Source organism: Amycolatopsis sp. lyj-109 (assembly GCF_046548995.1).
Taxonomy (GTDB): Bacteria; Actinomycetota; Actinomycetes; order Mycobacteriales; family Pseudonocardiaceae; genus Amycolatopsis.
The window spans coordinates 149,198-169,103 of sequence record NZ_JAJPWR010000005.1 but is presented as its reverse complement, the minus strand read 5'-3'; the positions used below and the strand labels follow the sequence as shown (position 1 = coordinate 169,103).

Annotated in this window: 23 protein-coding genes; 12 read left to right on the top strand and 11 right to left on the bottom strand. The window is 70.5% G+C overall.

The window, feature by feature from the left end; all coding sequences use genetic code 11:
• Positions 1 to 4 precede the first annotated feature (4 nt).
• From ACLJQF_RS12880 to ACLJQF_RS12865, 4 genes are all read right to left on the bottom strand, one after another.
• The gene (locus ACLJQF_RS12880; RefSeq protein ID WP_410608530.1) at positions 5 to 898 is read right to left on the bottom strand and encodes a hypothetical protein; all 894 of its coding nucleotides are present in this window, start codon (positions 896 to 898) and stop codon (positions 5 to 7) included.
• Positions 899 to 1,074: 176 nt separating this feature from the next.
• Positions 1,075 to 1,944 carry a lysozyme gene (locus ACLJQF_RS12875; protein ID WP_410608528.1) on the bottom strand — a complete coding sequence of 290 codons (870 nt, stop codon included), beginning with the start codon at positions 1,942 to 1,944 and terminating at the stop codon, positions 1,075 to 1,077.
• 192 nt (positions 1,945 to 2,136) lie between these two features.
• Positions 2,137 to 2,937, bottom strand: a complete 801-nt coding sequence (locus ACLJQF_RS12870; RefSeq protein WP_410608526.1) for a lysozyme — start codon at positions 2,935 to 2,937, stop codon at positions 2,137 to 2,139.
• A 104-nt stretch (positions 2,938 to 3,041) separates the two neighbouring features.
• The gene (locus ACLJQF_RS12865; protein ID WP_410608525.1) at positions 3,042 to 3,746 is read right to left on the bottom strand and encodes a type VII secretion system-associated protein; all 705 of its coding nucleotides are present in this window, start codon (positions 3,744 to 3,746) and stop codon (positions 3,042 to 3,044) included.
• A gap of 56 nt (positions 3,747 to 3,802) precedes the next feature.
• Between ACLJQF_RS12865 and ACLJQF_RS12860 the strand changes: the two genes are divergently transcribed.
• A complete protein-coding gene (locus ACLJQF_RS12860) occupies positions 3,803 to 4,183 on the top strand; it encodes a sterol carrier family protein (protein WP_410608523.1) in 381 nt (126 codons plus the stop codon).
• A 33-nt stretch (positions 4,184 to 4,216) separates the two neighbouring features.
• Here ACLJQF_RS12860 and ACLJQF_RS12855 read toward each other — a convergent pair whose 3' ends face one another.
• Positions 4,217 to 5,014: an SAM-dependent methyltransferase gene (locus ACLJQF_RS12855; RefSeq protein ID WP_410608522.1), complete on the bottom strand. Its 798-nt coding sequence runs from the start codon at positions 5,012 to 5,014 to the stop codon at positions 4,217 to 4,219.
• A 200-nt stretch (positions 5,015 to 5,214) separates the two neighbouring features.
• On the opposite strand from ACLJQF_RS12855, the gene ACLJQF_RS12850 reads away from it, so the two are divergent.
• The 6 genes from ACLJQF_RS12850 (at position 5,215) to arfB (ending at position 10,200) form a co-directional block, all read left to right on the top strand.
• Positions 5,215 to 6,093, top strand: coding sequence for a helix-turn-helix domain-containing protein (locus ACLJQF_RS12850; RefSeq protein ID WP_410608520.1), 879 nt, complete (start codon positions 5,215 to 5,217; stop codon positions 6,091 to 6,093).
• 264 nt (positions 6,094 to 6,357) lie between these two features.
• A complete protein-coding gene (locus ACLJQF_RS12845; protein ID WP_086837856.1) occupies positions 6,358 to 6,597 on the top strand; it encodes a DUF397 domain-containing protein in 240 nt (79 codons plus the stop codon).
• On the top strand, positions 6,584 to 6,889 hold the full coding sequence (locus tag ACLJQF_RS12840; protein ID WP_410608518.1) for a hypothetical protein: 306 nt from the start codon (positions 6,584 to 6,586) through the stop codon (positions 6,887 to 6,889). The genes ACLJQF_RS12845 and ACLJQF_RS12840 overlap by 14 nt, the downstream gene beginning before the upstream one ends.
• Positions 6,890 to 7,109: 220 nt before the next feature.
• The gene (gene purF, locus ACLJQF_RS12835; protein ID WP_410608517.1) at positions 7,110 to 8,636 is read left to right on the top strand and encodes an amidophosphoribosyltransferase; all 1,527 of its coding nucleotides are present in this window, start codon (positions 7,110 to 7,112) and stop codon (positions 8,634 to 8,636) included.
• Between the two features lie 28 nt (positions 8,637 to 8,664).
• Positions 8,665 to 9,735, top strand: a complete 1,071-nt coding sequence (gene purM / locus ACLJQF_RS12830; protein WP_410608515.1) for a phosphoribosylformylglycinamidine cyclo-ligase — start codon at positions 8,665 to 8,667, stop codon at positions 9,733 to 9,735.
• A 33-nt stretch (positions 9,736 to 9,768) separates the two neighbouring features.
• Positions 9,769 to 10,200, top strand: coding sequence for an alternative ribosome rescue aminoacyl-tRNA hydrolase ArfB (gene arfB / locus ACLJQF_RS12825; protein ID WP_410608514.1), 432 nt, complete (start codon positions 9,769 to 9,771; stop codon positions 10,198 to 10,200).
• Here the strand turns inward: arfB and ACLJQF_RS12820 are convergent.
• From ACLJQF_RS12820 to ACLJQF_RS12810, 3 genes are all read right to left on the bottom strand, one after another.
• A complete protein-coding gene (locus ACLJQF_RS12820; protein ID WP_410608513.1) occupies positions 10,197 to 10,949 on the bottom strand; it encodes a GNAT family N-acetyltransferase in 753 nt (250 codons plus the stop codon). The two genes, arfB and ACLJQF_RS12820, sit on opposite strands and share 4 nt — an antisense overlap.
• Before the next feature lie 181 nt (positions 10,950 to 11,130).
• Positions 11,131 to 11,787, bottom strand: a complete 657-nt coding sequence (locus ACLJQF_RS12815; RefSeq protein WP_410608512.1) for a VanZ family protein — start codon at positions 11,785 to 11,787, stop codon at positions 11,131 to 11,133.
• 267 nt (positions 11,788 to 12,054) lie between these two features.
• On the bottom strand, positions 12,055 to 12,963 hold the full coding sequence (locus ACLJQF_RS12810; protein WP_410608510.1) for a Gfo/Idh/MocA family protein: 909 nt from the start codon (positions 12,961 to 12,963) through the stop codon (positions 12,055 to 12,057).
• Between the two features lie 65 nt (positions 12,964 to 13,028).
• On the opposite strand from ACLJQF_RS12810, the gene ACLJQF_RS12805 reads away from it, so the two are divergent.
• The 3 genes from ACLJQF_RS12805 to ACLJQF_RS12795 are packed head-to-tail and all read left to right on the top strand — an operon-like array spanning position 13,029 to position 16,310.
• The gene (locus ACLJQF_RS12805) at positions 13,029 to 13,652 is read left to right on the top strand and encodes a hypothetical protein (protein ID WP_410608508.1); all 624 of its coding nucleotides are present in this window, start codon (positions 13,029 to 13,031) and stop codon (positions 13,650 to 13,652) included.
• Positions 13,642 to 14,703, top strand: coding sequence for a CbiQ family ECF transporter T component (locus tag ACLJQF_RS12800; protein ID WP_410608507.1), 1,062 nt, complete (start codon positions 13,642 to 13,644; stop codon positions 14,701 to 14,703). Before ACLJQF_RS12805 ends, ACLJQF_RS12800 begins: the two co-directional genes overlap by 11 nt.
• The gene (locus tag ACLJQF_RS12795) at positions 14,700 to 16,310 is read left to right on the top strand and encodes an ABC transporter ATP-binding protein (RefSeq protein ID WP_410608505.1); all 1,611 of its coding nucleotides are present in this window, start codon (positions 14,700 to 14,702) and stop codon (positions 16,308 to 16,310) included. Before ACLJQF_RS12800 ends, ACLJQF_RS12795 begins: the two co-directional genes overlap by 4 nt.
• A gap of 251 nt (positions 16,311 to 16,561) precedes the next feature.
• Here the strand turns inward: ACLJQF_RS12795 and ACLJQF_RS12790 are convergent, their stop codons facing one another.
• Positions 16,562 to 16,747, bottom strand: a complete 186-nt coding sequence (locus ACLJQF_RS12790) for a hypothetical protein (protein WP_410608504.1) — start codon at positions 16,745 to 16,747, stop codon at positions 16,562 to 16,564.
• On the opposite strand from ACLJQF_RS12790, the gene ACLJQF_RS12785 reads away from it, so the two are divergent.
• Complete coding sequence (locus tag ACLJQF_RS12785) at positions 16,746 to 17,573, top strand: ECF transporter S component (protein WP_410608502.1); 828 nt, start codon at positions 16,746 to 16,748, stop codon at positions 17,571 to 17,573. The genes ACLJQF_RS12790 and ACLJQF_RS12785 overlap by 2 nt on opposite strands.
• Here the strand turns inward: ACLJQF_RS12785 and ACLJQF_RS12780 are convergent.
• Positions 17,564 to 18,418, bottom strand: a complete 855-nt coding sequence (locus ACLJQF_RS12780; protein WP_410608501.1) for a 3-hydroxybutyryl-CoA dehydrogenase — start codon at positions 18,416 to 18,418, stop codon at positions 17,564 to 17,566. The genes ACLJQF_RS12785 and ACLJQF_RS12780 overlap by 10 nt on opposite strands.
• Positions 18,419 to 18,538: 120 nt before the next feature.
• The gene (locus ACLJQF_RS12775) at positions 18,539 to 18,730 is read right to left on the bottom strand and encodes a DUF3073 domain-containing protein (RefSeq protein ID WP_410608500.1); all 192 of its coding nucleotides are present in this window, start codon (positions 18,728 to 18,730) and stop codon (positions 18,539 to 18,541) included.
• 207 nt (positions 18,731 to 18,937) lie between these two features.
• On the opposite strand from ACLJQF_RS12775, the gene ACLJQF_RS12770 reads away from it, so the two are divergent.
• Positions 18,938 to 19,834 (top strand): hypothetical protein, encoded by an 897-nt coding sequence (locus ACLJQF_RS12770; RefSeq protein ID WP_410608499.1) that lies wholly within the window; start codon positions 18,938 to 18,940, stop codon positions 19,832 to 19,834.
• Positions 19,835 to 19,906 lie beyond the last annotated feature (72 nt).

Genomic DNA, 19,906 nt, shown 5'->3' with positions numbered 1-19,906 from the left:
TGCCTCAGGACACCAGCATCGTGCTGACGCAGAAGCCCTTTTTGTCGAAGTTCGTCGCGCTCAGCGTGCCCTTGACCGGCTTGCCGGCGGACGTCCCGGTGACCTCGCCCTCGACCAGGTACTTGTCGGCGGGCACGTCACCGAGCTGCAGCTTCAGCGGCGGCTTGAGGAACGTCTCGAGCCACGAGCTGAGCAGTTCCTTCGAGTCGGTGCAGCCCATCGCGACGGCGCCGGCGTTGTCGCCCGTGTTCAGCTTGTCGATGAAGCCCTGCAGCACGGCCTTGGCGTCCGAGCTGCTGCCCTCGCCGCCGGACGGCGGCTTCGAGGTCGTCGGCTTCTTGGACGTCGGCTTCGGCGTGGACGGCTTGGCCGACGTGCTCGACGACGGGCCCGCGGCCGTGTTGGTGTCGTCCTTCGAAAGGAAGAACCCGGGGGCGACGAAGCCCGTGATGCCCACCAGGGCGAGCACGACGACCACGGCGGAGCCGATGGCGATCCACATCCCGGTCTTGCTCTTCTTCGGCGGCGCGGGCGGCCCGCCGAAACCCTGGGAGTAGCCGCCGGTCGCCGGGTCCCAGCCGGACACCTGGCCGGCCGCGTTCGGGTCCCAGGCCTGCTGGCCGTACTGCTGCGCGTTCGGGTCCGCCCACGCCGATTGCTGCTGCGCGTACGGGTCACCCCACGCCTGCTGCGGAGTGGCCGGGAAACCGCCCGACGCCGGCGGGTAGCCCTGCTGGTTCGGGTCCCAGCCCTGCGGGTATTGCTGCGTCGGGTACGGCTGTTGCTGCTGGTTGGGGTCCCACCCGCCCTGCTGCTGGAAGCCGCCGGACGGTGGCTGGCCGTACGGATTGGGCTGGCCGTACGGATCGGGCTGGCCGGGCTGAGGCGGGTAGGTCATCTTTCATGCCTTCCGGGCGCTGGGTGTTCGTGCGCTTCCGACGTCCGGTGGCGGCGTGCGGTTCCCCCAGGACGTGGCTGCAGCATTCTGCAAGCTCGGACGGTACGGCATGAAACCGGCTCCCGGACGGTGGCGGCGCGAAGCGGTCACGATCCGGGAGCCGGCGCGGGGTGGGGTCAGCCGGTGGCGAGTGCCTGGAGCCGGTCGTAGGCACCGTTGAAGGTGTCCTGGTCGAGCGGGCTCGAGGTGTACTGCCAGACGGTGTAGAAGCCCCAGTTGTAGGGCAGGGCGCCGACCGACGACGCGTACCGCGCGACCCACAGCGGGGCCGTGCTGGAGAAGTCACCGCTCACGCAGCTGCCCCACCAGCTCGCCGATGTGTAGATCGCCGGATAACGGCCGGTCAGGGCGTGGTAGGTGTCGTGGAAGTCGAGGATCCACGACGTCATCCCCGCCTTGCTCAGCCCGTAGCAGGTCGCGCCGTACGGGTTGTACTCCATGTCCAGCGCCCCGGGCAGCGTCCTGCCGTCCTTCGACCAGCCACCGCCGTGGGCGACGAAGTAGCGGGCCTGCGCCGCGCCGCTCGAGGTGTTCGGCGTGGCGAAGTGGTAGGCGCCGCGGATGAAGCCCTGGTTGTAGGAGCCGTTGTACTGCTGGGCGAAGTACGGGTTGGTGTAGTTGGTGCTCTCCGTGGCTTTGGTCCAGACGAACCGCTTGCCTTGGTTCCACCAGTTCGCCCAGTCGACGTTGCCCTGGTAGCTGGCGACGTCCATGCCGGCCACCGTGGCCAGTACCTGGCCGGGAATGGCCTGGCCGGGCTGCGGCTGCTGGGCCGCCTTCTGCGTGTCCGGCGTCGACTTGTCGCCTTCGACGCGCCGGATCTGCGACCCCAGTTCGTGGTTGTGCTGTGCGATGTCCGCGTTGATCGCGGCCACGGGGTCGACTTCGGGGGAGAAGGTCGTTGCCTGCGCCGTGCTGCCGAGCAGGAGCAGCGTGGCCGGGACGACCAGGGCAGCGAACAGCCGCCCTCTTCGGGAGGTGGACATCGTTGAATCCCTTCACGGATACCCTCGCGATGGGCGGCTAACTGCAGGTAGCCGCCCGAGCACGATTGTTGAGGACGAAGTGGCGTTTGTCACTCAGTTCCGTGAAATTGGGTATACGTGTGGGTGATTTTCCCGGGAAGAAGATCGTTAATTGGTGACGAGTTAACACCTATTATTCGACGGTTGCTCCATTCAGCCCAGCGCCAAGGCGAGTAACCGGTCCGCCGGGCCGTTGAACCAGTTCTGGTCGCCGGGCAGGGTGCCGCGGTCGGCGAACTGCCAGATCGTGTGGACGCTCCAGCCGGACGGCAGCTCGCCGATGAAGGTGTTGTAGCGCGCGATCCAGAGCGGGTTGGCGCCGAACCCGCCGTTGTTCGCGGTGCACCGCTTCCACCAGCTCGTCGACGTGTAGATCGTCGGGAACCGGCCGGTCGCCGCGCGGTAGGTGTCGGAGAACGCGCGGATCCAGGCGACCATGCCCGCGGCGTCCTTGCCGTAACACGTTTCGCCGTACGGGTTGTACTCCGCGTCGAGCGCGCCGGGCAGCGTCTTGCCGTCCTTCGACCAGCCGCCGCCGTGGGCCAGGAAGTACCGCGCCTGCGACGCGCCGTCGGAGACGTCCGGCCGCGCGAAGTGGTACGCGCCGCGGATCAGGCCGGCCTGGTACGAGCCGTTGTACTGCTGCGCGAACTGCGGGTTCACGAACCCGGTGCCCTCGGTCGCCTTGACGTAGACGAACTTGGCGCCCGATCCCGCCGCGCCGGGCCAGTCGACCGGGCCCTGGTGCCCGCTGACGTCGTGCCCGAGCTGCTGGTCCGCCCCGTCGTACAGCACGTCGGGGGCCTCGCCGACGCCCTCGACCGCGGCGATCTGCGAACCCGCGTAGTGGTCCTCCGCGCCGGCGTAGACGTCGACGGCCTTCGCCGGCGCCTGCCCGGCCACGAGCAGGACGGACGCGAGGACGGCGGCGAAGGGCAGCGAACGTCGTTTCACCCTCTTGCTCCCCACCGATCTCGTGAGACTTCTTCAGCCTCACGATGCACCGGCGTCGCCGGATCGGCGAATCGATGATCACTCGATAGGGTGGGAGCCCCAGGTCAGCGCCGCTCGTCGGCGACGGCCTTCGCCAGGTGCTCCGCCGGCACGACGGCCGTGATGAGGTCGTGCGGGTTGATCGCGACCGGGTGCCCGCCGAGCAGGTCGACGATGTCGCGGCCGAGCACGGCCCGCGCGTGCGGCCACTCGCGCGGCACCAGCGCCTTGCGGGTGTACGCGGGCACCATGACGCGGCCGTCGGCGTTGTGGAAGCCGATGACGGTCCGCTGCACCGGCGACATCGCATAGACGAACAGCGTCGCGTCGAGGACGACCTTCGGCAGGTCCGACGGCGGGCGGTGCTCGGTGCGGACGAGCTGCAGCAGGTGCTCGAGGTCGTTGGCCGGTTCCGGGAAGCCGAGCGCCTTGGGCGAGGGCCGGTAGCGGTCGTTGGGGTGGAAGTCCGCGACGACGTCGCCGGCGCCGTTCACCGGGTACGCGCCGACGACCGCCCACGACGGCACCGGGCCGTTCGGGTCGAAGGCCTCGTCGATGACGTAGAGCCAGCTGTCCGGGTTGGCGCGGGCGTTCGCGCGCATCTCCTCGGTGATCTCCGGTGTGCCGTGCTTGCCGGTGCGGCGCGCCTGCTGGCCTTCGCGCCGTGCGGCCCGGTTCTGCTTGCCGTGCCTGCCGGGGCGATCGGCTCCGCTTCCGGTGGGCTGCTGCGAAACCATCCGATCCGACTCGTCCCGCTGCGCCATCGTCATCCCCACGTTCTCGGGTGTGCCTGCCAAGTCCTGGTGCGCCACTCTACTGTTTGCCCATGGCCTCTTCGCGTTCGGTCGACCCCGGACAGTTACGTGCGGCGGTGCTGGCGGTTTACCCGTGGTTGCAGGGCGATGCGCCCGATCCGGCGCGCCCGGAACTGGCCGCGGCGGTGCGCCTGTCCCTGCGCGTGCTGGAGGCCGACGCGCCGGGCCGGACGGTCGAGGTGCGGGTGCCGCCCTTCGCCGCGGTGCAGTGCGTGGCGGGGCCGCGGCACACCCGGGGCACCCCGCCGAACGTGATCGAGACCGATCCGCGCACGTGGCTCGAGCTGGCCACCGGACAACTGGACTGGACCACGGCCGTGGCCGGCGGCCGGGTGTCCGCGTCGGGCGCCCGGGCCGACCTGTCGTACTGGCTTCCGCTGCTGCGTTTCTGACAGCCGTGACGGCTGCGCCGGTGGGGACCGGGACTACGGTTTGCGGCCGATCCCGCCCGCGATGGTCCGCTGGGCGACGTTGAGGTCCTTGAGCCGCGGGCCGTCCGGCCACCAGTCGGCGCACCGGACCACGCCCGGGGGCACCATTTCGAGACCGGGGAACAGGTCCTCGATCTCCTTCTGCGTCCGGAACGTGCCCGAGCCCATCGGGCTGTGCAGGAAGAAGTCCTCCATCTTGCGGGCGGTCGCGGAGTCGTCGTCCTCGGGGTCGAAGAAGTGCGAGAGCGCCACGAACGAGCCCGACGGCAGCGCGTCGATGTACTCGTTCATGATCTCCGCCGGCCGCTCCGACGGGCCGTTGTAGTGGTGCATCGTGCCCATCTGCAGGAACGCGACCGGCTGCGAGAAGTCGATGTGCTGCCGGACGACTTCGTTCTCGAGGATCCGCTGCGGCTCGAAGATGTCCTCGGCTACGAAGTGGGTGTTCTCGTTCTCTTCGAGCAGCGCGCGGCCGTGGGCCAGCACCACCGGGTCGTTGTCGACGTAGACGACCTGGATGTCCGGGTTGATCCGCTGGACGACCTGGTGGGTGTTCTCGGCGGTCGGCAGGCCGGAGCCGCAGTCGAGGAACTGGGTGATACCGGTCTGGCTGGCGAGGAAGCGGCAGGCGCGGATCAGGAACCCGCGGTTTTCGAACGCGAGGTCCTGCGCTTCCGGGGCGGCCTTCTGCACCTTGTGCAGGACCTCCCGGTCGATCTCGTAGTTGTCCTTCCCGAGCAGGAAGGCGTCGTACACGCGCGCGATGCTCGCTCGGGTCGGGTCGACCCCCACGGGAACTCGTTCGGTCCGGGTCGCGGCGTCGGGCATCTTGAACCTCGCAAGTTCTGTGTCGAAAGTCTCGTGCTCTACGTACAGTAGGACGACGCGCGCATGGGGTAAACCGGGTCACCCCTTTGCGCAAGACGGGTTAACGTGTACTTTCGGTAGTCGGGCTAGAACCCCCTGGTGACGTGAGCGCGGAAGGTCCGGGAATGAACGCGGTGAACGCGTCCGCAGGAGAGCAGAACATCGGCCCCACGGCACGCCGGATGATCCTGGGCTCGCAGCTGCGACGGCTCCGCGAAGAGGCCGGCATCACCCGTCAGCAGGCCGGTTACAACATCCGCGGGTCCGAGTCGAAGATCAGCCGGCTGGAGCTGGGCCGGGTCGGGTTCAAGGAACGCGACGTCACCGACCTGCTGACGATGTACGGCGTCGAAGACGCGACGGAGCGCCGGGCGTTCCTCGACATGGTCAAGCAGTCGAACGAGCCGGGCTGGTGGCGGCGCTTCGGCGACACCATGCCGAACTGGTTCACCGACCTCGTCGGCCTCGAAGAAGCCGCCGCGCGAATCCAGATCTGGGAGCCGGTCTACGTGTCCGGGCTCCTGCAGATCGAGCCGTACGCACGGGCGATCTTCAGCCACGGCCGTCCGGACATGGCCGACGAGCGGGTCGACCAGCTGGTCGCGCTGCGGATGCGGCGGCAGAAGATGTTCAGCAGGCCGGACGCGCCCCGCGTGTGGATGGTGCTCGACGAGTCGGTGCTGCACCGCCCGATCGGGGGCATGAAGGTCCTCAAGCAGCAGATCGAATACCTGCTCGAGATGAGCGCGTTGCCGCACGTGTCGGTTCAGGTGCTGCCGTACGCGAACAGCGGGTTGTCCGCGGAACACGCCTTTTCACTGCTGCGATTCGGTGAGCCGGAGCTGCCGAACATCGCCTACGTCGAGTACCTGACCGGCGCGCACTACATCGAGAAGCGCGAAGAGATCGAAAAGTACAGCCGCGCGCTGGATATGCTGGCGGTCGACGCGGAAACGCCGGAGCGGAGCCGGGCGATGCTCGCGAAGCGCCGTCAGGAGATCTAGGAAGCGTTTGCCTGTACCCGATTCGGCGGTGCCGACGGTTGCGCGCTGACCGGTAACTTGGCGTAGCGGTTAACCCGTTAGGGCGAGTAGCGATCGCCCGACAGGGTAAGCGCGATCCGCGGGTGCTTTACCGTCCGAGAACTTTGCAAGAAATTCTGCACGTGCATTTACCGCTGCAGGCACACGTGCTAGCCTCGATCACGCGGGCAAATGCACATGCAGATGCATCGTCCGGAAGGCTTTTCTGCTTCGAGAGGTGGGATCATGGCTGAGCGATTCGAGAACGGCGTCCCGGCTGATCGGCTGACCGGTGTCGAATGGCGTAAGGCGAGCTACAGCAATTTCAACGGCAACTGCGTCGAGGTCGCACCGCTGTCCAACGGGGAGATCGCAATGCGCAACTCGCGGTTCCCGACCGGCCCGGCGCTCGTCTACACGCGCGCCGAGATGGCGGCATTCCTGGCGGGTGCGAAGGACGGTGAATTCGACGATGTCCTCGGCTGAGGCCGTCGCCCCCGTCTTCGACATCGAAACCGGACTGCAGGAGCTGGTCGCCCGCGGCTACCAGTTCGTCCACCCCGCCGACGAGCGTGGCGAGGTCCTCGCCGTCGTCGGCGTGCGGGTGCACGATGACGTGGTGGACGTGGTCCGGCTCAACGCCGAGGACGACGTCGTGGCGACCAGGATGCCCGGCTCCGAGGAGAACATCTTCGAGCCGGAGCGGTGGCTGTGGCGCCGCCGCGGGGAAGGCGCGCAGGTCCTGACGGAGATCCTCGCGTTGCCGGATGCGTGTTAGCAATCCGACCAAAAGTAGGCCGACCCCCGAGCGGTAAGCACCCGTTGCCACGAGGCCATTCGGCCGTGGCTGTGGTCGGATTGGTAACGAACGACACAGTAGACGTGCAGGCTTGCGGGCCCCGTCCGAAGTGGTCAGTGCCACGTCGGGCGGGGCCTGACTCATGTTCGCACCGTCTACACTGAAACTGGCCTGACCACGTCTTCCCAGGAGCTCCTCGGTGGTTTCCGACCCGCAAGTCGTGTCCGACCAGCCCGACCCGGAACCCCGTGAGGAGTGTGGCGTCTTCGGCGTCTGGGCTCCCGGGGAAGAAGTCGCGAAGCTGACCTACTACGGCCTCTACGCCCTGCAGCACCGGGGCCAGGAGGCCGCCGGCATCTCCGTCTCCGACGGCTCGCAGATCGTGGTCTTCAAGGACCTCGGCCTGGTCAGCCAGGTGTTCGACGAGCAGATCCTGCAGTCGCTGCAGGGCCACATCGCCGTCGGGCACTGCCGGTACTCGACCACCGGCGCGACCATCTGGGAGAACGCCCAGCCGATCTTCCGCACCACCGCGACCGGCAGCGGCCTCTCCTTCGCGCACAACGGCAACCTCGTCAACACGGCCGAGCTGCGCGAACGCACCATCGCAGCGGGGCTCAAGCCGCACGCGGGCCTGACCGGTTCGTCCAGCGACTCCGACCTGATCTGCGGCCTGCTCGCCGCGAACGCCGCCGACAAGGGCATCGAGGCGGCCGCCATGGAGCTGCTGCCCACCCTCAAGGGCGCCTTCTGCCTGGTGTTCGCCGACGAGAACACGCTGTACGCGGCCCGCGACCCGCACGGCGTGCACCCGCTGGTGCTCGGCCGGCTCGAGCGCGGCTGGGTCGTCTCGAGCGAGACGGCGGGCCTCGACATCGTCGGCGCGTCGTTCGTCCGCGAGGTCGAGCCGGGCGAGCTGATCGCCATCGACGCCGCGGGCCTGCGCTCGTCCCGGTTCGCGAACCCGGACCCCAAGGGCTGCGTCTTCGAGTACGTCTACCTCGCCCGCCCCGACACCACGATCGCCGGCCGCGGCGTGCACGCCACCCGCGTCGAGATCGGCCGCCGGCTCGCCACCGAGCAGCCGGTCGAGGCCGACCTGGTGATGCCGGTGCCGGAGTCGGGCACCCCGGCCGCCATCGGCTACGCGCAGGGTTCGGGCATCCCCTACGGCACCGGCCTGGTGAAGAACGCCTACGTCGGGCGCACCTTCATCCAGCCGTCGCAGACCATCCGCCAGCTGGGCATCCGGCTCAAGCTGAACCCGCTGCGCGACGTCATCCGCGGCAAGCGCCTGGTCGTGGTGGACGACTCGATCGTCCGCGGCAACACCCAGCGCGCGCTCGTCCGCATGCTGCGGGAGGCCGGCGCGCTCGAGGTGCACGTCCGGATCGCGTCGCCGCCGGTCCGCTGGCCGTGCTTCTACGGCATCGACTTCGCGTCGCGGGCCGAACTGGTCGCGAACGGCGTCGACCTCGACGGCATCCGCCGCTCGATCGGGGCCGACTCCCTGGGCTACATCTCCCTGGACGGCCTGGTCGCGGCGACGGAGCAGCCGAAGTCGCGGCTGTGCACGGCGTGCTTCTCGGGCGAGTACCCGATCGCGCTGCCGGAGGACGCGCTGATCGGAAAGCACCTGCTTGAAAGCCTGGACGCGGTCAATGGCGCGGCAACCCCTGTCAGTCCCGCCGGGTACGGTGCCGAAGACGCCGTCCGGCGTCCCTGAGTTCCTTCCAGTAGGGAGTCCTTCCACCGTGAGCGAGTCCACGAGCGCCACGTACGCCGCCGCCGGCGTCAGCATCGACGCCGGCGACCAAGCCGTCGAGCTGCTCAAGCCGCACGCCGAGCGGGCGACGCGGCCCGAGGTCATGGGTGGCGTCGGCGGTTTCGCCGGGCTCTTCTCCCTGCGGCTCGACAAGTGGAAGGAGCCGGTGCTCGCGTCCTCCACCGACGGCGTCGGCACCAAGATCGCCGTCGCGCAGGCGCTCGACAAGCACGACACCGTCGGCATCGACCTGGTCGCCATGGTGGTCGACGACCTGGTCGTGACCGGTGCCGAGCCGCTGTTCCTGCAGGACTACATCGCCGTCGGCAAGGTGCACCCGGAGAAGATCGCCGCGCTGGTGGGCGGCATCGCCGAGGGCTGCGTCCAGGCCGGCTGCGCGCTGCTCGGCGGCGAGACCGCCGAGCACCCGGGCCTGATGGGCGAGCACGACTACGACATGTCGGCCACCGGCGTCGGCGTGGTCGAGGCGTCGCAGCTGCTCTCGCCGGAGAAGGTCCGTCCGGGTGACGTCGTGCTCGCGCTCGGCTCGTCCGGCCTGCACTCGAACGGCTACTCGCTGGCCCGGCACGTACTGCTGGACATCGCCCGGATGCCGCTCGACGGGCACGTCGAGGAGTTCGGCCGCACCCTCGGCGAGGAGATGCTGGAGCCGACGCGGATCTACGCGAAGGACTGCCTGGCGCTCGCCGCCGAAACCGAGGTCCGGACGTTCGCGCACATCACCGGCGGCGGCTTGGAGGCCAACCTCGCTCGCGTCATGCCGCGCGGCCTGGTCGCCCGGCTCGCCCGCGGCACTTGGACGCCGGCGCCGGTGTTCGCACTGATCGGCCAGCGCGGCAAGGTCGAGCGCGCCGAGCTGGAGAAGACGTTCAACATGGGTGTCGGCATGGTCGCGATCGTCGGCGCCGAAGACGTCGACCGGGCGCTGGCCATGCTCACCGCGCGGCACGTCCCGGCGTGGGTGCTGGGCGACGTCCAGCCTGCCGACGACGTCGACGGCCCGCGCGCGGTGCTCTCGGGCGATCACCCGCGGTTCTGAAACGCGGTTGATCCGAGCTGTCACACTGGTGACATGGCAGCCGAGGACGTGGTGATCGGCTCCCGGTTCACGATCCCGGGAGCCGAGTTGAGCGAGCGCTTTTCGCGCTCGTCCGGCCCCGGCGGCCAAGGCGTGAACACCACGGATTCGCGGGTCGAGCTGTCCTTCGACGTCGCCGCGTCGCCGTCGATTCCCGAGCACCTGCGGGACCGGGTGCTGACCGGGCTCGGCTCGCGGCTGGTCGACGGCGTCCTGACGATCGCGGCCAGCGAACACCGCTCGCAGTTGCAGAACCGCGAGGCGGCGCGCGGCCGGCTGGCGAACCTGCTGATGGACGCGTCGGCGCCGCCGCCCGCCAAGCGGCGCCCCACGAAGCCGTCCCGGGGTTCGAAGGAGCGCCGCCTGGCGTCGAAGAAGCGCCGGAGCGACGTGAAGCGAGGCCGCTCCGGCCGCTTGAACGACTAGCTCAACGACAAGTGCACGCACTCGCCCGCCGGCCGGTAGCCGACGCGGGTGTAGATGCGTCCGATCTCGGCGTCACCCGGGGTCAGGAACGCGGTGTGCGCGCCTTTCGCGTGCGCGTCCCGGGTCAGGAACGCCGTGATCGCGGCGGCGAGCCCGCGCCCGCGGTGGGTGTCGAGCACGCCGATGCCGGCGACCTCGGTGGTCCCATCGACGATTTCGAGCGCGACTCCGCCGCCGACGACCTCGCCGGTGGACAGGTCCTCGACGAGCGCCGAGACGACCCCCGCTGCCTTGCTCTGCTTCGCCCTTTCGGTCTCTTCCTCGGTGACTTCCGCCGGTTCGCCGTACGCGCGGTTCTGCGTCGAGCGCATCCTGCGGTAGTCCTCATCGGATTCCGGTTCGCGGATGGCGTAACCGCCCGGCGCGGGGTGGTCGACGAACCCGGCCGGTGTGCAGGTCATCAGCGCGACCCGCCGTTCGAGCTCGTACCCCGCTTCGACCAGCAGTTTCTCCAGGTCGGGAGCGACATCGGTGAAGTACTCCAGCCGCGGGAGCAGGTCCCGCCGCCGGTAGGCCGCGGTCAGCGCGTCGATCTCGGCCGCCGTCGGCCGCGCGCCGTCGTCCGGGATCGCGTAGTTGAGCATCGGGTGGGCCGTGCCCGGCGAGTAGGTGGCTAGGAACGGGCCGATCCGCTCGGTCTCCCGGCCGCGCGGCGCCGTGGTGCGGACATAGGTCTGGATAGCAGACATCGCTGGGTTGGAGCCTTTCGAGAGCATGTCAAGGAACCGCAGCCCCAGGCGGGCATGCGGGCAGGGCGCTGGGCGTCGGGCCTAGCGGGGGCCGACGCCGAAGGCGGCGCCAGGCATAGGCAGTCATTCCTTGAACTCGAAGTGGCTCTTCCCGGCCATGATCGCACGGCCGGCAACCGGTTTACTGGCGTTCCGGGTGCGCGATGGCCGCGTAGCGCGTGTCCCACACCGATCTCGGCACCCGCAGCGTGAGCGTCGGAGCTTCGCAAATGGTGCGGCGCGGCAGCGGGATCGCCACCGGCACCGGCGGTGCCGGGTCCAACGTGCGCCAGCCCCGGCGGCTGAGAGCCGCGCCGAGCGTGGCGCCCGCCGCGTTGAGCAGGACGTCGTCGGCCGACGTCACGCGCCCGGTGTGGATCAGATATTGCGTACCTTCCACCAGCACGGACGCGATCAACGCGGCCAGCGCGATCCGCGGCAGCGCCCGCAACCGGCGGACCCGCAGCGGGAGCAGCGCGCCGAGCGGGCAGAGCAGCAGGACGTTGCCGATCACCTGCCAGAGTGATCCGTCGCTGCTGAGCGCGGCGGCGACGTCGGCGCCCGGGACGAGGTCCAGCGTGCTGTCGGCGGAATCGCCGACAGGCATCGTGACCAGGCAAAACACCAGGAATGCGACGAGGAAGACGGCGCAGTCGACGGCGGCCGTCGCGCTCGCGCGGCGGGCGGCCATTCTCCGGCGGCGCCTCGACGCGAGCAGCGGCCAGCCGAGCAGCGCGTACGGCAGCGCGATGGCCGAAATCGGAATCATCCCCCAGAAGGCGCGCAGCAGAGCTCCCATGCGCTTCCCTTCTCGAACCCCTCAAGATTTTTCGGTGCGCAGTACAACGACCCCTTGCAAGATCACCTTCGCATCACAAGATCGACTCGGCACTTTGAGCGGACCGCACTATTCGGTGATCTTTCCGGTGGCGCCGGTTGTCCCGCCGTGGTTCGGTCATGGGGAAAACTGTCCACAGTGGATGCTGTGGACAACCTGTGGATGAATTCCGGGCAGAAATGTGAAAGCGTTGTGCCGCAAAGAAAAGATGGAGAGCAGGCCTGTGTACTACTTCGCGGCCAGTTCGCGCGCCTGCTCGAGCAGCACCTGAAGGTGGAGACCGCGCCGGACGTCGCAGGGGTGCGTCGTCGTGCCGCTCGCGATCATCGCCGCGAAATCGTCCAGCAGTGCGGTGTAGGACTCCTGCGCCGAGCCCGGTTTGCGGCCGAGCGTCCGGTAACCGTGCTGTCCCCAGACGGCGACCTCGACGACGGTCGGCTGCACCGGCAGCCGCAGCGAGAGCGTGGCCGTGCTGACCACGCCGCCGTCGTGCGCCAGCATCAGGTGCCAGAGGTCGCCGGGGCTCTGCCGCGCGGCCACGACCTCGGTGATCGGGCCGAGCGCGGCGTCCAGCAGATCGAGGGCGTGCGGGCCGATGTCGAACAGCGCGCCGCCGTCGTCCTGCCGCCACTCCGAGCCGGCGTACTGGCCGCCGAGCACGGCACCGGACAGCCAGCGCGCGCCGCCGCCCGCCCAGCCGCCCGCCTGGGCGAGGTCGGCGAGCCACTCCTGCGTCTGCGCCGAGTAGCGCAGGGTCAGCACGACGAGCGCGGCCACGTCGGCGGCCGCGACCGCGTCGGCCAGCCGCCGTGCACCGTCGAGGTCGGCGGCGATCGGCTTCTCGAGGATCAGGTGCTTCCCGGCTTCGGCCGCGCGGACGCCCAGCTCGGCCTGGATCGACGGCGGGACGGCCAACGCGACCGCGTCCACCTGCTCGAACAGCTCCTCGACGCTGCGGGCGGCGGCCGCGCAGTGCGTCTCCGCAAGCGTTTGCGCAGCCTCCGGCCGCCGGGCCCAGACCGCGGTCAGCGCCGTGCCGGGATGATCCGCCAGTCCGGGTGCGTGGACCGTCGTCGCCCACGGGCCGGCGCCGATCAGGCCGACGCGCAGCTGTCCGTCCGCGATGAGCTGTCCCACGATCCGCAGTCTAGGTGTGTCCCGCGTCGCTCCGGAACCGCGTCCGGGCTGGTTAAGGTTCTTGCATGATCGCGTCCCGCTTCGCCGTCGTTTGCGCTCTTCTGTTCGGCGCCGCCTTCGTGGGTGCCGCACCCGCTTCGGCGACGGGCACCGACGGGGCCTGCTCGGAGGGCGGCGGCGTGACGGTGGTCGTCGACTTCGGCGATCTCGGCCCCGGGTCATTGATCCGCTGCGCCGCCGGGACGCCCGCGAACGGCATCGCGGCCCTGCAGGAGGCCGGGATCGAGGTGGCAGGCTCGCAGAAGTACGGCCTCGCCGTGGCCTGCCGGATCAACGGCAAGCCCGGCCCCGACGTCGAGTCCTGCGCGGGGATGCCGTCGGCGACGGCGTACTGGAGCTACTGGCACGCTTCGGCCGGGGGCAGCTGGACGTCGAGCCAGGAGGGGGCGCAGACGGCCAAGCCGGCCCCGGGCGGGTTCGAGGGGTGGGCGTACGCGCGGCCGAAGTCGGCGAACGACCTGCCGGCGCCGCCGCGGGTGGCGCCGGTGCGCCAGGCGTCCTCGCCGGCCCCCGCTCCCGCCGCCGCTGCCGACGGTTCGTTCCCGTGGGGCCTGGTGCTCGGGGCCGTGGTGATCGTGCTGCTCGGCGGCGCCGGGATCGTCGTCGCCCGTCGCCGGCGTGCGCAGTAGGGCGCTGCACCCCGGCGCCTGGTGGGCCTGGGCGCTCGCGCTGGCCGTCGCCGCCAGCCGGACGACGAACCCGCTGCTGCTCGGCCTGATCATCGCCGTCGCCGGATTCGTCGTCGCGAACCGGCGCACTGACGCGCCCTGGGCGCTGGCGTTCCGGCTGTACGTCTACGTCGGCGCGCTGATCGTCGCCTCACGCGTGCTGTTCCGGATCGTGATCGGCGGCGAAGACGGCGGGCACGTGCTGTTCAGGTTGCCGCGGATCCCGCTCGCCGCCGGGTTGTCCCTGTTCGGGCCGACGTCGGCGGAGGAACTGCTCGGTGGCTTCTACGACGGTCTGCGGCTGGCGACGATGGTCGTCTGCATCGGCGCGGCGAACGCCCTGGCCAACCCGAAACGCCTGCTCAAGGCGGTTCCGGGAGCGTTGTACGAGGTGGGCACGGCGGTCACGGTGGCGTTGACGGTCGCTCCGCAGCTCGTCGAGAGCGTGCAGCGCGTGCGGCGGGCCCGCCGGCTGCGGGCGGGCCCCAGGCGCGGGCTGCGGGCGGTGAAGGGCATCGTGGTGCCGGTGCTGGAGGACGCGATGGACCGGTCCCTGAGGCTGGCGGCCGCGATGGACTCCCGGGGCTACGGCCGCCGGGCCTACTTGAGCGCCGGGCTGCGGGCGCTGATCGCGGCCTGCGTCTTGGCCGGGCTGGCCGGCGTCTGCGTCGGCGTCTACGGCGTGCTCGACGGGACGTCGTCCTGGCTCGGCGTGCCGCTGCTGGCGGGCGGGCTGGGGGTGGCGATCGTGGGCTTCGTCCTCGGCGGGCGACGGGTGCGGCGGACGGCGTACCGGCCGGACCCGTGGCGCTGGCCGGAGACGCTGGTCGTGGCCGCGGGCATCGGGGCGTGCGCGCTGCTGTTTGCGACCGCGCGGATCGACCCCGGCCGGTTGTTCCCTTCGCTGAGCCCGCTGCGCTGGCCGGAGGTTTCCTGGGTGCACGCGTTGTCCGTGCTGGTCGCGGTGCTGCCGGCGTTCGTCGCGCCCCCTGTTCCGGAGGTCGTCCGATGATCGAGTTCTCCCGGGTCACGGTGACCTACCCGGACGCCTCGCGGCCGGTGCTGTCGGACGTGTCGCTGCTGGTCGAAGAGGGCGAGTTGTGCCTGGTCGCGGGGCCGACGGGAGCGGGCAAGTCGACGTTCCTCGGCGCGCTCAACGGGCTCGTCCCGCACTTCACCGGCGGCCGCCTCTCCGGCCGGGTCGTCGTCGGTGGTTTCGACACGTCGCTTCACCCGCCGCGGGAGCTGGCGTCGGTCGTCGGCGTCGTCGGGCAGGACCCCCTCTCCGGGTTCGTGACGGACACCGTCGAGGAAGAACTCGCGTACGCGATGGAGCAGCTGGCGGTGCCGCCGGACGTCATGCGCAAGCGCGTCGAGGAAACCCTGGACCTGCTGGGGATCGCGGAGCTCCGCAACCGTCCACTTCGGACACTGTCGGGCGGGCAGCAGCAGCGCGTCGCGATCGGCTCGGTGCTGACCGCGCACCCTTCGGTCGTCGTGCTCGACGAGCCGACGTCGGCGCTGGACCCGACGGCCGCCGAGGACGTGCTCGCGGCGATCACCCGCCTGGTGCACGACCTGGGCACGACGGTGATCGTGGCGGAGCACCGGATGGAGCGGGTGGCCCAGTACGCGGATCGGCTGCTGTACCTGCCGGGCGACGGGTCGGTGCGCTCCGGGCCGCCGGCCGAAATCCTGGCGACGTCGTCGATCGCACCCCCGATCGCCGAGCTGGGGCGGCTGGCGGGCTGGTCGCCGCTACCCCTGTCGGTCCGGGACGCGCGCCGGGTCGCGGGGCCGCTGCGCGCTCGCCTTCAGCTGCGTGGTCAAAAACTGTCGGTGGTGGGTCGTAGTCTCTCGGTGACCGGTTCGGCACTGGACGTGAGAGGGGTGGTGGTTCGATACGGAGATGTCCTGGCGGTGCGCGGGGTGGACCTGCGTGTCGGACCGGGCGAGGTGGTCGCGCTGATGGGACGCAACGGCTCCGGCAAGTCGTCGCTTCTCTGGGCGGTGCAGGGCAGTGGCCCGAGGTCGGCGGGGAAGGTCGACGTCGGCGGCGCGGACCCGGCATCGCTCAAGTCACGAGTGGCCCGTCAGCGCGTGGGGCTGGTCCCGCAGACCCCGGCCGACCTGCTGTACCTCGATTCGGTGGACGCCGAGTGCGCACAGGCGGACACCGAGTCGGAGGTCCCGGCAGGAACGGCCCGGGCCCTGCTGGACAGGCTCGCCCCCGGAATCGCCGGTGAAGCGCACCCCGGCGACCTTTCGGAAGGGCAGCGACTGGCGTTGGTCCTGGCGATCCAGCTGGCGTCGGCCCCACCGCTGGTCCTGCTCGACGAGCCGACCCGAGGCCTGGACTACCACGCCAAAAGGCGCTTCGCGGCGACCCTGCGAGAGCTGGCCTCGCAGGGCCACGCGGTAGTGCTGGCCACCCACGACGTCGAGTTCGTGGCCACGGTGGCCGACCGCGTGGTGGTCATGGCCGAGGGCGAGGTGGTGGCGGACGGCCCGACGAAGGAGGTGGTCGTCGCCTCGCCGGCGTTCGCCCCGCAGGTGGCCAAGATCCTGGCCCCCGAGCGGTGGCTGACAGTCGACGAGGTAGCCGAGGCGCTGGCATGAGGGCAGGGGTGGCGGGGCGGGGGCGGGGGCGGGCGAGGGGCCCGGGGGAACGAGCGCGCGCCGCGGCTGTCGGCCAGGTGCGGCAGTGCGTCGGGACGTCGCGAATGACTCATTCGGGACACCGGCAACAGCCGAGAGCGAAACTCAGCCCCGGGCGGGCGACCACCGGAATCGACTTCGCCGGGCCCCTGGGGGGTGCAGCGGGACGAGCGCGCGCCGCCACGGGCCTGCGCGTCCCGGCCGGCGACCTTTCACGGGTGCCCGAGTGCATCGGTGGTGGCTTGGGGGTCGCGGCCGGTGGCGTCCGGCAGGCGCGTGCTCGCGTAGGCAGTGGCCTGCGCATCCCCGTCAGCAGCCCTCCGCAGACGTCCGAGCGCGTCGGCGCCCGCCTGCGCCACGTGGTCGTGCCCGTCGGTGCGCGGCGGTGACCCCGGCATGACCGACTTCCCTGGCCCGCCGCCGCGCCCCGTCCGCCTGACCCCGCGGCCCGCGCTGGTCCTCACCGTCGCGAGCCTCCTCGGGCTGGCCATGTTCTGCTGGCCGCTCTTCGCCCACCCTCAGCCGACCGCGGCCGCGCACACGGTCGACGCCCCCTTCGTCTTCATGGGGACCCTGCCGGTGCTCATCCTGGTCGTGCTCGCCGAGCTGTCCCGCGGGGGGATCGACGCCAAAGCGCTCGCGCTCCTCGGTGTGCTCTCGGCCGTCAACGCCGGTCTACGGCCGCTCGGCGCCGGGACCGGCGGGATCGAGCTGGTCTTCTTCCTGCTCGTGCTCGCCGGCCGCGTCTTCGGGCCCGGCTTCGGGTTCGTGCTCGGCTCGACGTCGCTGTTCACGAGCGCGCTGCTCACCGCCGGGGTCGGGCCGTGGCTGCCGTTCCAGATGCTGGCGTCGTCGCTGATCGGGCTGGGGGCCGGCCTGCTCCCGCGGAAACCGCGCGGGAAAGCCGAGATCGCCCTGCTCGTCGGCTACGGCGTCTTCGCGGCCTACTTCTTCGGGCTGCTGATGAGCCTGTGGTCGTGGCCGTTCCTCGCCGGGAACAGCACGCAACTCGGCTTCGTGCCCGGCGCGCCGCTGACCGAGAACCTTCATCGGTTCGCCGTCTACACCGTCCTGACGTCGACGCTCGGCTGGGACACCGGCCGCGCGATCACGAACGCGGTGGCCATCGTCCTGCTCGGGCCCGCCGTCCTGGCCGTGTTGCGGCGCGCCGCGAGGCGCGCCGCCTTCGACGCGCCGGTGACGTTCGACCAGCGTCAGCTGTAGGAGTAGAAGCCGCGGCCGGTCTTCTTGCCGAGGAGGCCCGCGTCGACCATGCGCAGCAGGAGCGGCGGCGACGAGTACAGCGGCTCCTTGAACTCCGCGTACATCGAGTCCGCGATGGCCTTGATCGTGTCCAGCCCGATCAGATCGGACAGCCGCAGCGGGCCCATCGGGTGGGCCGTGCCCAGCTCCATGCCGCGGTCGATGTCCTCGGCCGACGCGAAGCCCGACTCGATCATCCGGATCGCCGAGAGCAGGTACGGCACCAGCAGCGAGTTCACGATGAACCCGGCGCGGTCCTGGGAGCGGATGACCGTCTTGCCCAGCGCCGTCGTCGCGTGCTCCTCCGCGCGGCGGGCGGTCTCCTCGCTGGTCAGCAGCGAGGGCACCAGCTCCACCAGCGGCAGCACCGGCACCGGGTTGAAGAAGTGGATGCCGACCACCTGCTGCGGCCGGCTCGTCGCCATGCCCAGCTTCATGATCGGGATCGACGACGTGTTGGACGCGAACAGCGCGTCCTCGGCCTCGACGATCTTGTCCAGCTGGCGGAAGACGTCGACCTTCGCCTGCTCCTGCTCGAGGATCGCCTCGATGATCAGGTCGCGGTCGGCGAACTCGGCGATGTCCGTGGTGAACCGGAGCCTGGCGAGCGCCGCGTCGGCGTCCTCGGCGCTCAGCTTGCCGCTCTTGACGCCGCGTTGCAGCGACTTCTCGATGCGCGCCTTGCCCGCGTCGAGCGCCGGCTGGTTCACCTCGGTGATGACGACGTCCAACCCGGACCGCGCGTGCACCTCGGCGATGCCGGACCCCATGAGGCCTGCTCCGACGACTCCAACCCGACTTACCATCGGCTCACTCCCTCATCGCTTTGCGGCCCCGCGCTTGTGGACAGCGCTTTTGGGCAGCACACGACGCGCGAGGGCGGCTGCCGGATGTGCCCGGCTCCGCCCTCGCGCGTTTACGCGTGCTCAACGACGGTACTCGTCGTACCCGTCGTCGTATGGGTCTTGATCATCGCTGTCGGCGGACTCCTCGTAATGACTACCGGAGGAGTTACTCGACAGCTCGCGCTGCAAAGCATCGAAGTCGGTCTCGTGCGAGCTGTACTTGAGCTCACGCGCCACCTTCGTCTGCTTGGCCTTAGCCCGGCCGCGCCCCATGGCTCGACCCCCTCGCACAGGGGCGGGGCGGCCGGGGGAATCGGCGGCCCCGCATCGTCTCGACAATTCTTTCCTGGTCACACCGTACCGTGTCCGGGGGGTTCGATGCGACGTGGCACGGTGTGCCGGTCACGACAGTGTCCGGCGGACACCGGTTACCGGCTGGTCGGTGGCGATCGGTGCAGGTAGACGTGCCACGATCTACCCGTGCTCCGTCCCTTCGTGGCTTACCTGCGGGTGTACGAACCCCTGCTCGCCCTGGGCGATCCGCCGGACGAGCGGCTGCGTGCGGCCGTCGCGGCGGCCAAGCTGAGGCGGACGGACGCGGGGGCACGAGAGCAGGCCATGTGGCTCAAGTCACAGGTGGCCGCCCCGCGGCGGCTGCTGCCCGCCGAGCTCGCCGACGGCCGTCCGGCGCCCAGCCTGCTGACCGACGTCCTGGTGCTCGACGCCGGGGAAGTGCCCGGTGGGAAGGCCGAGCACGGCCCGCTCGTCTGCCCGCTGGAGCTGCGGGCCCGTTCGGCCGCGGCGCTGGTCACCTTCCTCGGCGACGCGCATCCGGCGCTGAAGAACGTCGTCCTCGACGAAGGCGGCTTCACCCAGGAGGCGATCCGCGCCCGGACGAAGGCGGCGATGGTGGACCTGAGCACGTCGGCGGCGCACACGTTGTCGACGACCTGGACGGTTCCGCTGCCGTGGTTCGTGCTGATCGAGCCGGAAGAGCGGCGCCTGGTGCTCGGCAACGGCCGCGCCGACCCCCAGCGCGAGCTGTCCTGGCGTGCGACCCTCGCCGACGCACAGCACCGGGCCCGCGAGGCCGGCGAGCTGCTGGAACAGACCTTCGGCGACTCGGGACCGGGCCGCGTGCTGTTCGAGACGCGCCGCTGGCTGGACAACTTCCACGAGGATTCCGTGGTCGAGCTCGACTACGGCGGCCTGGTGCAGCTGTTCACGGATCCGGTCCTGGAAGCCGACAACACCGCCGACGAGGTCCACGACATCCTGGACGCCCTGCGCTCGGGCAACGTCGAAGAGCTGGCCGAGCTGTTCTCGGACCTCCGCGAGTTCTGGGGCGACGTGGCCGCCCGCGAACACGCCAACTAGGACAGCCACGAGCGCGGACACCCCGAAACCGTCGGTGCCTCCCGGTAGCGTGGAAATCGGGGGCTGCTCAGC